At 60.6% G+C, this 12,842-nt stretch carries 11 protein-coding genes; 1 reads left to right on the plus strand and 10 read right to left on the minus strand.

Annotation, left to right across the window (positions count from 1 at the left end; genetic code table 11):
* Positions 1 to 159: 159 nt before the first annotated feature.
* From ATO3_RS22350 to ATO3_RS22390, 9 genes are all read right to left on the minus strand, one after another.
* Positions 160 to 978 carry an MBL fold metallo-hydrolase gene (locus ATO3_RS22350; protein WP_028093934.1) on the minus strand — a complete coding sequence of 273 codons (819 nt, stop codon included), beginning with the start codon at positions 976 to 978 and terminating at the stop codon, positions 160 to 162.
* A gap of 201 nt (positions 979 to 1,179) precedes the next feature.
* The gene (locus ATO3_RS22355; RefSeq protein ID WP_035366645.1) at positions 1,180 to 1,746 is read right to left on the minus strand and encodes a biotin transporter BioY; all 567 of its coding nucleotides are present in this window, start codon (positions 1,744 to 1,746) and stop codon (positions 1,180 to 1,182) included.
* 48 nt (positions 1,747 to 1,794) lie between these two features.
* A complete protein-coding gene (locus ATO3_RS22360; protein ID WP_035366643.1) occupies positions 1,795 to 2,961 on the minus strand; it encodes an acyl-CoA dehydrogenase family protein in 1,167 nt (388 codons plus the stop codon).
* On the minus strand, positions 2,958 to 4,961 hold the full coding sequence (locus tag ATO3_RS22365) for an acetyl/propionyl/methylcrotonyl-CoA carboxylase subunit alpha (RefSeq protein ID WP_233152265.1): 2,004 nt from the start codon (positions 4,959 to 4,961) through the stop codon (positions 2,958 to 2,960). Before ATO3_RS22365 ends, ATO3_RS22360 begins: the two co-directional genes overlap by 4 nt.
* A complete protein-coding gene (locus ATO3_RS22370) occupies positions 4,958 to 5,752 on the minus strand; it encodes a crotonase/enoyl-CoA hydratase family protein (protein WP_088652137.1) in 795 nt (264 codons plus the stop codon). Before ATO3_RS22370 ends, ATO3_RS22365 begins: the two co-directional genes overlap by 4 nt.
* A gap of 9 nt (positions 5,753 to 5,761) precedes the next feature.
* Positions 5,762 to 7,360, minus strand: a complete 1,599-nt coding sequence (locus ATO3_RS22375; protein WP_088652138.1) for an acyl-CoA carboxylase subunit beta — start codon at positions 7,358 to 7,360, stop codon at positions 5,762 to 5,764.
* Between the two features lie 4 nt (positions 7,361 to 7,364).
* On the minus strand, positions 7,365 to 7,994 hold the full coding sequence (locus tag ATO3_RS22380) for a TetR/AcrR family transcriptional regulator (RefSeq protein ID WP_028093929.1): 630 nt from the start codon (positions 7,992 to 7,994) through the stop codon (positions 7,365 to 7,367).
* Between the two features lie 180 nt (positions 7,995 to 8,174).
* A complete protein-coding gene (locus tag ATO3_RS22385) occupies positions 8,175 to 9,005 on the minus strand; it encodes an SDR family NAD(P)-dependent oxidoreductase (protein ID WP_088652139.1) in 831 nt (276 codons plus the stop codon).
* Between the two features lie 24 nt (positions 9,006 to 9,029).
* Positions 9,030 to 10,214 carry a lipid-transfer protein gene (locus ATO3_RS22390; RefSeq protein ID WP_088652140.1) on the minus strand — a complete coding sequence of 395 codons (1,185 nt, stop codon included), beginning with the start codon at positions 10,212 to 10,214 and terminating at the stop codon, positions 9,030 to 9,032.
* Positions 10,215 to 10,457: 243 nt separating this feature from the next.
* On the opposite strand from ATO3_RS22390, the gene ATO3_RS22395 reads away from it, so the two are divergent.
* Positions 10,458 to 11,120 (plus strand): acyltransferase, encoded by a 663-nt coding sequence (locus ATO3_RS22395; protein ID WP_233152267.1) that lies wholly within the window; start codon positions 10,458 to 10,460, stop codon positions 11,118 to 11,120.
* Positions 11,121 to 11,234: 114 nt separating this feature from the next.
* On the opposite strand, the gene ATO3_RS22400 is transcribed toward ATO3_RS22395, so the two are convergent.
* On the minus strand, positions 11,235 to 12,842 hold the full coding sequence (locus tag ATO3_RS22400) for an acyl-CoA carboxylase subunit beta (RefSeq protein WP_088652142.1): 1,608 nt from the start codon (positions 12,840 to 12,842) through the stop codon (positions 11,235 to 11,237).

The following is a 12,842-nucleotide window of genomic DNA, read 5'->3' on the forward strand; positions in this document are numbered from 1 at the left end:
GGCTGCCGGATATGTCTCAGGTTAAAGGTCTGAGGCTCTAGCCCGGTGAAAGAGGCGGCATCGGCAAAGCCGATGCCGCCAGAGGTTCGCCCACAGGGAGGAGGTAGAGGGCGAAATTCAAATGATTTCAATGTTTTGTTGCTAGTCGCATAACGCGTCTTATGTTAATTTCCAGACTCCGCCATCTTGTACCACCCGCGACTCAGACAACAGCTTCTCCAGATGCGCCGCAACGTTTCGTTCTGCGGCCATTGCGATATGTGGGTCGGTTTTCTGGTAGACGGAAGCGGCGATATTCTGGACCGAACCCGGGGTGTTTGAGAGGTGGGCGAGGATCTCCGCCTCGCGACGCATGCGGTTGGAAAGCAACCGTTTGACGTAAGGTTGCGGATCCCGGAGTATAGGTCCGTGCCCCGGACAGTAGATCCTATCGTCGCGCTCAATCAGCCGCTGTAGCTGCGCGCAGTAGTCGTGCATGTTTCCGTCAGGGGGGCTGACGATCGAACTGTTCCAGCTCATAACGTGGTCGCCCGTGAAGAGCACTCCGTCAGGTCTCGCGAAACAAAGGTGGTCGCTCGCGTGACCAGGTGTGTGCAGGACGGTAAGACCGGCAATGACCTGTCCGTCCTCCAGAAACCGGTCAGGTCGAAATGCATCGTCAGGGAATGCCCGTGAGGCATAAACAGGTGCGTCTGTCCGTGCTCGCAGGGCTGGGACGACTCCAAAATGATCAGAATGGTGGTGTGTGAGCAGAATCCCGGATGGTTTGGCCCCCAAATTTTCGATGATTGCCTCGAAATGTGTACTGTCTTCTGCTGGGCCGGGGTCGATTATGAACCGACCATCAGGCGTATCAATGATGTAGCTATTTGTCCCGTGGTAGGTCATCTTTCCGGGATTGTTCGCGACGATCCTCAGAATTCCAGGGGCCAATTCGACTCCCTTCGCGCGGCAAGGCTCCGGCTCTGAGAAAAACATGCTGCTTCTTTTCATTGTGTGCGACCAGTTATTGATTGCGAACAATCCGGTTCGCACAGTTTTGTGCGTTGCTCTCGCATGGCGCCGGAAACCTCAGGCTGGCGTCCGGTGCCTACCAAATCTGGCATCGGACCATTTCAACTTATATCGGACTAAGACCGTATGAGACTAAAACAGTCTGATACGGTCTTGGGCTGGCAGTCACACAGCGCGGCGATTATGGTAAGCAGAATACAGAACTACAGCAATTGTCGCCTTCGTCAGATCCCCGATCAGGAATGGGTAAAGCCCGGCGTTCAGCAATTCCTCGCCATAACCGACAAAGCCACCCAACCAGAACAGCCCTGCGCAATACATGAGTATCGAGCCCGAAAAGACCGCGACAGATGCTCTGAATGAAGGCCAAAGTCCTTGCAGTGCTTGAACAACCCAACCGGCAGCCGCCGCTGCAAGTGCGAAGCCTACCAGGTATCCGCCTGTGGGACCCGCGATATATGCCAGTCCTGCCGGAGCCGGAGGCGTGCCTGCGAAGACCGGCAGGCCAAGCAGACCTTCAAAAAGGTATGTCACAACAACAAGACTACTACGCACCGGCCCCAGGAAAAGACCCAGACCCAAGACAACCAAGGTCTGTGTAGACATAGGTACGGGGTAGAACGGCACCACGATTTTGGCGGATATTGTCAGAAGAATTGTGCCGACGAGTATTATCGAGATCTCTCGGGTCAGTCTTGCGACTGATCGGCTTTGAGTGGTTTCCAGATTCATCTTTTTCGTCCTTGTTTCTGTAGATTGTTACTTTTTTGGATAGTAAGCTCACATGCGCTTGGCGACTTCTTCCAACATGACTTCGCTCGCCCCGCCGCCGATGGCCTGCACACGGGCATCGCGTGACATGCGTTCCACCGGTGTTTCGCGCATATAGCCCATACCGCCATGAAACTGGACGCAGTCATAGAGCACGCTGTTCACCAGTTCGCCGCAATAGGCTTTGACCATCGAGACCTCTTTCACGCAGTCACGGCCCGCGGCATCCAAACCGGCGGCGTGATAGACCAGCTGACGCCCTGCCACGATCCGCGTCTGACAGTCGGCCAGTCGCTGGCGCACGGCCTGCTTGTCCCAAAGAGCGCCGCCAAAGGCCTTGCGCTGCTTGACGTAATCCACAGTTATGTCCAGCGCGGTTTGCGCCTCGGCACAGGCCATCGCACCCAGCACGATGCGTTCGTTCTGGAAGTTCTTCATTACCGAATAGAAGCCGTGGTTGACCTCGCCCAAAACGTTTTCGGTCGGGATGCGGACTTCTTCGAAGATCAGTTCGGCAGTGTCCGAGCACAGCCAGCCGGTCTTATTCAACGCCCGGCCCACCGAAAAGCCCGGCGTGCCCTTTTCGACCGCGAACATGGTGATCCCGCGCGACCCCTTGGCATCGGGATCGGTCTTGGCACCGACAAAGTAGAGATCGCCATGCACGCCGTTGGTGATGAACATCTTGGTGCCGTTCAGCACCCAGTCCGACCCGTCCCGCACCGCGCGGGTGCGCATGCCGGCCACGTCCGAGCCCGCGCCCGGTTCAGTCACAGCAACGGCGGTGATCATTTCGCCCGAGACGATCGACGGCATCCAGCGCGCCTTCTGTTCGGGCGTGCCGGCGTTTTCCAGATGCGGCGAGGCCATGTCGGTGTGGACCAGAACCGTGGCCGAGAACCCGCCGAAAGTGGATCGCCCGACCTCTTCGGCCAAAACCACGCTGGACATCACGTCCAGCCCCGCGCCGCCATACTGTTCGTCATAGCGCATCCCCAGCACGCCGAGATCACCCATCCGGCGCAGCACGTCGCGGGGTACCTTGCCCTCCTCCTCCCAAGGCTCGGCCTTGGCGATCACCTCGGCTTCAATGAACCGGCGCAACTGGTTGCGGATCAACTCGAGGTCTTCGTTGAACGGGCCGGTGACCTGAGTAATGCTGTCTTGTCTGGTCATGTGTTTTCCTCTGGATCGAGTTTGATAAGTGGGGCGTGCCCGGCGACCGTATCGCCGGGTGCACAATAGATTTCAGTCACCACGCCCGCGACCGGCGCGGGCAGGCTTTGCAACAGCTTCATGGCCTCAAGCACCACCAGGGTGTCACCGGCTTTGACGCGGTCGCCGAGTGCGACGCGCACCTCGGCCACGGCGCCGGGCATGGGTGCGGACAACAGGTCAGCGACGCCAGACCCGCCGGTGGCACGTTGCAGATGCTGGTCTTCCAGCGTACGCAGGTCTGTCGCGGTCATTCCAGCAGGGGTTTGCAGGTGCACTCGCCAGTGACTCGGCGCGCGCACGACGTAAGCGATGCGCGAAAACGGAACCCCATCGATGCGTCCGCTCAGTCGGCATCCTGTTAAAGCGGCACTCTCGACCGTGATGGTCTGGCCGTCCGGCTGAATGGCAGTCAACCCCGACCCGGAGCCGTTCATGCGGATCGGTTCGTCTTTGGTTGTGTCCCAATAGAAGGCCGCGCCGGACTGTCTCGCAGGGGCTGTGAGTCGCCATGACCCCAGGCTTTCCCAGGGCGACGCGCCCGCCGGCACGAGACGCAGATGCAGCGCCATCGCGGCAAAGGCCATGTCCCGGGGATCAGCGGACGGTTCAGTCCAGCCGCCTGGAAACATCTCGGGCAGGCCCGAGGTATGGTGACGGAACGCCTCAAAATCCGGGTGTGTCAGCAACGCGCGCTGATAGGCCAGGTTCAGACCGACGCCACCGACGGCAAAGGCATCCATTGCGACGACCGCCTGACGGATCGCACCGGCCCGGTCCGGCGCGTGGACGATCAGCTTGGCAATCATCGAATCGTAATGGTGGCTGACGACCGAGCCTGCCTCGACCCCGGTATCGAGCCGCACGCCGGCGGGCGGAGCCCAAAGGCTGATCTCGCCCGTTTCGGGGCGGAAATTCTCGGCCGGGTTTTCGGCGGCGATGCGGATTTCAATCGCGTGCCCGTCGAATTTCACATCCGATTGCGCCAGTGTCAGCGGCTCGCCCCGCGCGATGCGCAACTGCCATTCAACAAGGTCGATGCCGGTGATTGCCTCAGTCACGGGGTGTTCGACCTGCAAGCGGGTGTTCATTTCCAGAAAGTAGTATTCACCGCGCCCGGGGTCATAGAGGTATTCCACCGTCCCGGCGGAGCGATAGCCGATCGCCAGCGCCAACCGCACCGCTGCAGCACGCATGCGGTCGCGCACAGCCTCGGGAAGATCGGCGGCGGGGGCTTCTTCGATCAGCTTTTGGTGGTTGCGTTGCAGCGAACAATCGCGGTCGCCCAGATGCAGCACGGTGCCGTGAGTGTCGCCCAGAACCTGCACTTCGACGTGGCGGGCACGGGGCGCATAGCGTTCGAGGAACACCGCCGGATCGCCGAAGGCGCTCTGCGCTTCGGCCCGGGCAGATGCAATCGCTTCGGGTGCGTCGCCCAGATCGGAGACAAGCCGCATCCCGCGTCCGCCGCCGCCGGCGCTGGCCTTGACCAGAAAGGGGGTGCCAAGCGCCTCGGCCTCTTGCAGCAGGCGCGCGTCGGACTGATCCTCGCCGCGATAGCCGGGCAGGACGGGCACGCCTGCGGCTTCGGCGGCAGCCTTGGCCTCGATCTTGGAGCCCATCCGCGCGATAGCGTCGGGTTCCGGCCCGATGAACACAAGGCCCGCCGCCTCGACCGCCGCCGCGAAACCGGCATTCTCAGACAGAAAACCATAGCCCGGGTGCACCGCACCCGCGCCCGTCGCCCGCGCGGCCTCAAGGATGGCCTCGACGTTCAAATAACTGTCCGACGGGGCGGCTCCGCCGATGCAGACGGCATGATCGGCCTCGGCCACGAAGGGCGCGTCGCGGTCCGCCTCTGAGAACACCGCTACGTTTTCCAGCCCCAGTTTGCGGCACCCGCGCTGGATGCGCCGGGCAATCTCGCCCCGGTTGGCGATCAAAACGCGGGTGAAGCTCATTTCACCCGCCATGACGGAACGCCCTTGTTGATGAAGCTGTTGATGCCTTCGATACCTTCCTCCGTCTCCCACGCATCGGCCAGCCGGTCGGCGGTGTAGATCATATTGGTCTCCAGATCGTGGGACGCGACATAGGCGATCAGCGCCTTGGTATCGGCCACGGCACCCGGCGCGGCCTGAAGGTGATCATGCACCAACCGGTTCACCGTGGCGTCCAGGTCGGTCGGCGCGACAACTTCGGTCAACAGACCGATCCGCTCGGCGCGGACCGTGTCGAACAACGCCCCTGACAGCATGGTTTCACGCGAATGCACCTTGCCGATGCGGGCCACCACATAAGGCGATATATTCGCGGGCAGAAGGCCCAGTTTGACCTCGGTCAGACCGAAGCGCGCGTCTTCGGCGCCGATGGTGTAGTCGCAGACGGAGATCATGCCGACACCGCCACCGTAGGCCGGGCCGTTGATCCGCCCGATCAAGGGCTTAGGCAGCGTGTCAAGACGGCGCAACAGCAGCGCCAGCGTGGCGCTTTGTGCGACCCTTTCACTACGGGTTTTCTCGACGTTAGAGGCGAACCAGTTGAAATCGCCGCCCGCGCAGAAGCTCTTGCCCGCGCCGGTCAGGACCACAATACGCACATCGTCATCTGCAGCCAGCTTTTCTGCGGCATCGTATAGCTCTGCGATCAATTCGCCATTCAGCGCGTTGTGTTTGTCGGGGCGGTTGAGCGTCAGCGTGGCGACGCCGCGCGCATCAGTTTCGACAAGGATCGTGTTGTAGGTATTGGTCAACTTGAAGCCTCACATTCTGAATACAGGCGTATGGCGACCGGCTTCGGGCACCGATGTCACGATGGCCAGGCACAGGCCAAGGATATCGCGGGTTTGCGCGGGTTCGATCAGCCCGTCATCCCAAAGCCGCGAGGTGGCATAATAGGGATCGGACTGTTCACCATACTGGGCCCGAACCTGCTCCTCGATCAGCTTCATGTCGGCCTCCATCTTGCCCGGGTCGCCCCCTTTCTGGCGGCGCAGTTCCAGCATCACATTTGTGGCGATGTCGGCAGACATGGTGGCCAGTTCCGCCGTGGGCCAGGCAAAGAGAAAATTCGGGGCGAAACCACGTCCGCACATGCCGTAGTTGCCTGCCCCGTATGAGCCGCCCAAGAGGACCGACAGGCGCGGCACCTTGGCAACCGACATGGCATAGACCAGCTTGGCACTGTCTTTGGCAATGCCGCCGCGCTCGGCTTCGGTGCCGACCATGAAGCCCGAGATGTTGTGGAGGAACAAAAGCGGTATGTTGCGTTGATCGCACATCGACACGAATTGCGCGCCCTTGAGCGAACTGTCGGACACAAGCGCCCCATTATTTGCGAGAATGCCCACTCGATAGCCGTGAATCCGCGCGGTGCCGCAGACCAGCGTCTCACCCCATCCGGGCTTGAATTCGCGGAATTCGCCGGCGTCGATCATGCGCAGCAGAACCTCGCGCATGTCATAGGGCTGTTTGCGATCGGCGCTGATGACGCCAAGCAGTTCCTCTGGGTTGCGCGCCGGCGGCGCGCAGGTTGCATCGGGACCCATCGGGCGCGACAGGCCCAGTTCGGATACGATGTCGCGCATCAGAGCAAGCGCATGATACTCGTCCTCGGCCAGATGGTCAGACACACCGGAGACGCGCGAATGCATCTCGGCCCCCCCCAATGTTTCTCCATCAACCTCTTCGTTGATCGCCACCTTGACGATCGAGGGGCCGCCCAGATGGATGCGTGCGTTGCCGCGTACCATGATGACTTCGTCCGACAGGGCCGGGATATAGGCCCCACCGGCCGTGCAGCCTCCAAAGACCGCCGAGATCTGCGGCAGGCCGCTCGCGGACATGTTGGTTTGACGATAAAAGGAATTGCCGAAATGGCGGGCATCGGGGAAAACCCGGTCCTGCTCTGGCAGATAGGCACCGCCGCAATCCACCAGATAGAGGCAGGGCAGCCGGTTCTCGGCTGCGATTTCCTGGGCGCGGATGTGTTTCTGCACGGTTTCGTGATAGAAAGACCCACCCTTCACTGTCGCATCGTTGGCGATCACAACGCAGGGAAGCCCGTGGACGATCCCGATACCGGTCACGATTCCCGCACCGGGCACCTCGCCCCCGTATTGACCGTAGGCGGCAAGCGACGACAGCTCAAGAAACGCAGTGCCCGTATCCACCAGCAGGTCGATCCGTTCGCGAACCAACAGCTTGCTGCGCTTGCGATGCCGCGCGACCATGTCGGGGCGGCCGCCAGCCGTTGCTTCGGCGATCCGCGCGCGCAGCGTTTCGACGCGCTCGCTTTGTGCGGCGTGGTTGCGGGTGTAGGTCTCTGATGCGGTCAGCACCGCTGTTTCAAGACGTGCCATGAAGTCAGGTATCCTGTCTTTGGAGTATCCCGTTGAGGAACACATCGGCATAGGTGCGTGACAACGCATCGGCGCTACCGCGGTCCGGGTCGAACCAATCGAGCGTGGCGTTCAATGTACCGATCAGCATCAGGCGCAGGCGACGGATATCGACGTCTTGCTTCAGCGTGCCATCTTTCTTAAGCTGGGACAGAAGACTGTCCCACTCTGCCTCATAGGCCCTGCGCGTGGGCAAGTTGGCATCCCGGACGGATTGCGGCACCTGCCCGAAAATACGCACATTCGCCGATGTATAATCGCTCACATCAAGAAGCGCGCGCAAATGCGCCCGGATCGCAGAGCGCAGGATCGTTTCGCCATCGGTATCGGCTGGCAGGTCGGTGATGGCGTCTCTCATACTCGCGTGAACGACCCGAATCCCTGCATCAAGAACGGCCGCGACGATCTCGTCCTTGGAACCGAAATGATAGTATATGCTACCCGCCTTGATCCCGGCGGCCTCGGCAATTTTTCGGAGCGAAACGGACCCGTAGCCTTGTTCGCGGAAAAGCCGCGCGGCAATGTCCAGCACCCCGTCCCGTCCGACCGCGCTGCGCGATGTCTCGTTGACTTTGCTTGCAGTGCTTTGTGCCATAGACCTTCGTTTCGCCTCAGCGCCTAACTAACGCCTGTTAGGTCAATAGCGCAAGTGAGTCAATCGTCTTAATCGTGCCCGATTGGAGTTTGCGGGAAATTCCGCATGGGCGACCGCCAAGAGGCCGCCCAGACAACAATGTGCTTGCCCGGACCCCGTTATCGGCTCCGGGCAAATGCTTTAGATCACGAAACCGCCGCCACATATGACGTGCTGCCCCGAAATGAAGTTCGATTCCGGCGCACAGAACAGATAGACGGCACCGGCAGCTTCTTCCGGAGTGCCGACCCGGCCCAGCGGGATCATGCGCTCCATCTGGGACAGGAGATCGGGATTCACGCCGACCTTGATCTCTTTTTCGTCGACCTTGATTGTGCTGTTGCCATCAGCGCTACCTTCAGTCAGGCGGGTGCGGATCGGGCCGAAGGCGACGGCGTTGACGTTGACCTTGTAGCGGCCCCATTCCTTGGCCATCGTCCGGGTGACACCCAGGATGCCGGCCTTGGCGGCGGAATAGTTGATCTGGCCGGCATTCCCGCCAGTGCCCGCGATTGACGAGATGTTGACCACCTTGCGGAACACTTCATGTCCGGCGGCGGCCTCTTCCTTTGCCTTGGCGCTGATCACCGGCTGCGCGGCGCGCAGGATCCTGAAGGGGGCCGTCAGGTGAACGTCGATGATCGCCTGCCACTGTTCGTCGGTCATTTTCTGAACGACGCTGTCCCAGGTATAGCCCGCATTGTTCACGATGATGTCCAGCCCGCCAAAGCTGTCCATACCGGTCTTGATGAACCGTTCGGCAAATCCGTCTTCGGTGACGCTGCCGGCACAGACCACGGCCTCAGCTCCCATTGCGCGCAACGCCTCGGCGGTTTCATTGGCCGGATCGGCGTCCAGATCGTTGATCACCAGCCGGGCCCCTTCCGACGCGAGTTTGAGAGCGATTTCGCGGCCAATGCCCCGGCCCGAGCCCGTGACCAGCGCCACGCGCCCGTCGAGTTTTCCAGTCATATTAATTCCTCCCGAAGGGCGCTATCAGGCTTTTTCATAAAGCGTGGCGACGCAGGCCCCGCCGAGGCCAAGGTTGTGCTGAAGCGCCAGTCGCGCGCCATCGACCTGCCGAGCATCGGCCTGGCCGCGAAGTTGCTGAACAAGCTCAGTGCATTGCGCAAGTCCGGTCGCGCCCAGAGGATGCCCTTTGGACAACAGACCGCCAGACGGGTTGGTCACGTACTTGCCGCCATAGGTGTTGTCGCCATCATCGACAAACTTCGCCGCTTCGCCGCGACCGCAAAGGCCAAGCGCCTCATAGGTGATAAGCTCGTTGTGAGCGAAACAGTCGTGCAGTTCGACCACATCCACGTCCTCGGGCCCGATGCCGGCGGCCTCGTAGACCTGATCGGCGGCGCGCTTGGCCATCGAAAAGCCGACCACTTCGCGCATGTCATGGGCTCCGAAAGTTTCCGGGCCGTCCGTTGTCATTGCCTGCGCCGCGATCCGAACGGAACTGTCGAGTCCGTGCTTGTCGGCGAATTCCTTGGAACAGATAATTGCCGCCGCTGCGCCACAGGTTGGCGGGCAGGCCATGAGCTTGGTCATCACGCCCGGCCAGACGACCTGGGCCGCCATGACATCCTCGGCGGTGACTTCCTGCCGGAACAGGGCCACCGGATTTTTGGCCGCATGCCGGCTGGCCTTGGCGCGGATCTTTGCGAAGGTCTCAAGGGGCGTGCCGAACTCATCCATATGCGCCTTGCCCGCACCGCCGAAGTACCGCAGTGCCAGCGGGATCTCGGCACTGCCAACCAGATCGTCGGTTTCTGCGTCGAAAGCTGCAAACGGGCTGACCCGATCATGGAACATTGCACCGATTGCGCCGGGCTGCATCTGCTCGAACCCAAGCGCCAGAGCACATTCCACCGCGCCGCTTTCCACGGCCTGACGCGCCAGGAACAGGGCGGACGACCCCGTCGAGCAGTTGTTGTTCACATTCAGAACCGGGATGCCGGTCATTCTAACATGGTACAGGGCGCGCTGGCCGCAAGTGCTGTCGCCATAGACATAGCCCACATAGGCCTGTTGGATTTTGTCGTAGTCCAGACCCGCGTCGGCCAGAGCGGAACGGGTCGCCGCGGTTGCCATCACATCGTAGCTCTCGGATTTCCCCGGCTTCTGGAACGGGACCATCCCGACGCCGACGACATAGGCTTTATCTGACATTTCTCTCTCTCAGGTTTGGACTGGCCTGCATTATACAAGTGCCATTGCATTTTCTACCGTTTGTTAGAATTTACATGACGCCACGCGGACCTGTCAACACGATCACACTGTGGAGTATGGTGCTTGTCGAAGTTTCTAACATATGTTTGGTTGTTCGCGCTGCCTGTCTCGGAAGTCCGGGCAATTTTCGGTCCAGACCTCTGAGTCTGACCATGGCCTGACACAGCGAATGATGCATTTGGGATGTCTGGATTTCGCGACCATTGGTTTACAGACTACGAAAGGGCAAGAAAAATGGCGCATTGCTATGAATTCAAAGGGTTTATACCCGTTGTTCCCGATGATACATATGTCCATCCTCAGGCCGTTCTGATCGGAAATGTCATCTTGGGTCATGGATGCTACATCGGACCCGGCGCAAGCCTGCGGGGCGATTTCGGCAGAATCGTGATCGGTGACGGCGCCAATGTACAGGATAACTGCATCATCCATTCCTTTCCCGGCCGCGACGCCGTCGTGGAAACCGACGGTCACATCGGCCATGGCGCGATCCTGCACGGCTGCACAATTGGCCGGAACGCTCTGGTCGGGATGAATGCCGTCATAATGGATGGTGTAGATCTTGGCGCGGAATCGATTGTCGGCGCGCAGGCGTTTTTGCGCGGCGAAACTGTGATTCCGCCCCGTTCGATGGTGGTCGGTTCGCCGGCAAAGGTGATCCGGGAGGTCAGCGAGAAAGAAGTCGCGTGGAAAACACGCGGCACCGCGGAATACCAGCAACTTGCGCGCGACTGTCTGGCCGGATTGATGCCGGTCGAGCCGCTGAAGACGGTCGAGGCAGACCGGCCCGGGATGGTGGCCTCTGACGTCGTCTCCATTCAGGAGGCGCGGCGGACATCGTCCTGACCTCTCCAGGCACCGGACCGGGGCGGGTTTAAGAAGCGGCCCGAAGCGGCAGGACCTATCTGAAAACGGGCGACACGACCGTTTCCCGGTGTATCGCCCGAGCCCCTCAAGCCGTTACAGACGGAAGATCCCGTAGTGCGGATCGTCGATCGGTGCATTTAGCGAGGCGGATATAGATATTCCAAGCGCGTTGCGAGTGTCTGCCGGGTCAAGAATGCCATCGTCCCACAATTCCGAGGTCGAGGTATAGGCCTCGACATCCCTTTTGTACTTTTCCAGCACAGGCTCTCGGATGGCGGCGATTTCCTCTTCGGTCAGCTCTTTGCCTTCACGCTGAAGCTGCCGGATCTTGACGTCCGCCATGGTGTTGGCGGCCTGATCCGCGCCCATCACGCCGATTTCGGCCTGGGGCCACATGAACAGCGTGCGCGCATCCCAGGCCCGCCCACACATGCCGTAATTACCGGCCCCGTAAGAGGCATTGGCGATCACTGTGAACTTCGGCACGACCGAGCCGCCCTGCGCCATCAGCATCTTGGCGCCGTCCTTGGCGATGCCGCGCTCTTCATATTCGCGGCCGACCATGTAGCCGGTGATGTTCTGGAAGAAGACCAGGGGCGTCCGGTTCTGATTGCAAAGCTGCATGAAATGCGCCGCCTTGAGCGAACTGTCGTTGAACAAAACCCCATTGTTGGCAAGGATGCCGACCTTGTAACCCCAGATATGGGCAAAACCGCAAACCATCGTGGTGCCATAGTCCGGCTGGTATTCGTGAAAGCGTGAGCCGTCCACGATCCGGGCCAGAACCTCGCGCATGTCGAACTGGGTTTTCCGGTCCTTTGGAATGATCCCGTAAAGTTCCTTCGGGTCATAGAAAGGCTCTTCATAGGACGCGGTTTCGATGATTGTTTTTGGCATACGTTTCCACTGGCTGACAATTTCGCGCGCCAGTGAAAAGGCGTGCTGTTCGGTCGCGGCGCGATAGTCGCCCGTGCCCGAAACCGAGGTGTGCATGACCGCCCCGCCCAGTTCCTGAACGCCGACCTCCTCGCCGGTGGCCGCTTTGACCAGCGGAGGGCCGCCAAGGAAAATCGCCCCTGTACCTTCGATGATGATGTTGTAGTCGCTCAGGGTCGGCACATAGGCGCCACCAGCCGTGCAGTGTCCGCCGACCACGGCAATCTGCGGGATATTGGCCTGGCTCAGCTTGACTTGGTTGCGGAACACCCGTCCGCCCAGATACCGGTCGGGAAAGACGCCGTGCTGAAGCGGCAGGAAACCACCCGCGCTGTCGCAAATATGGATGACCGGCAGTCGGTTTTCCAGCGCGACATCCAGAAGCCGCACGATCTTTTTCACGGTATGGGGATACCAGGCGCCGCCCTTGACGCTGGCGTCGTTGGCGTGGATGGCGACCTCGCGACCTTGCACGATACCGATGCCTGTCACCACAGCGGCGCCGGGCACGGTGCCGTCGTATTCGCGACAAGCGGCAAGTGTGGAAAACTCCAAAAAGGGCGTGCCGGGGTCCAGTAGTAGTTTCAGTCGCTCGCGAACGCCCAGCTTGTTCTGGCGGGCAAGGCGGTCGATATCGCGCTGGGGGCGTTCGAAACGCGCCGCGTGCTGGCGGGCGTGGAATTCCTTAAGCCGTTCAGACATGGCGGCATAATTTGCCTTGTAGTCGGCGGCATTGGTGTCGATCTGACTTTCAATCCTGCGCAT

It is taken from the genome of Marinibacterium profundimaris, from assembly GCF_002210095.1.
In the GTDB taxonomy this organism is placed as follows: Bacteria; Pseudomonadota; Alphaproteobacteria; order Rhodobacterales; family Rhodobacteraceae; genus Marinibacterium; species Marinibacterium profundimaris.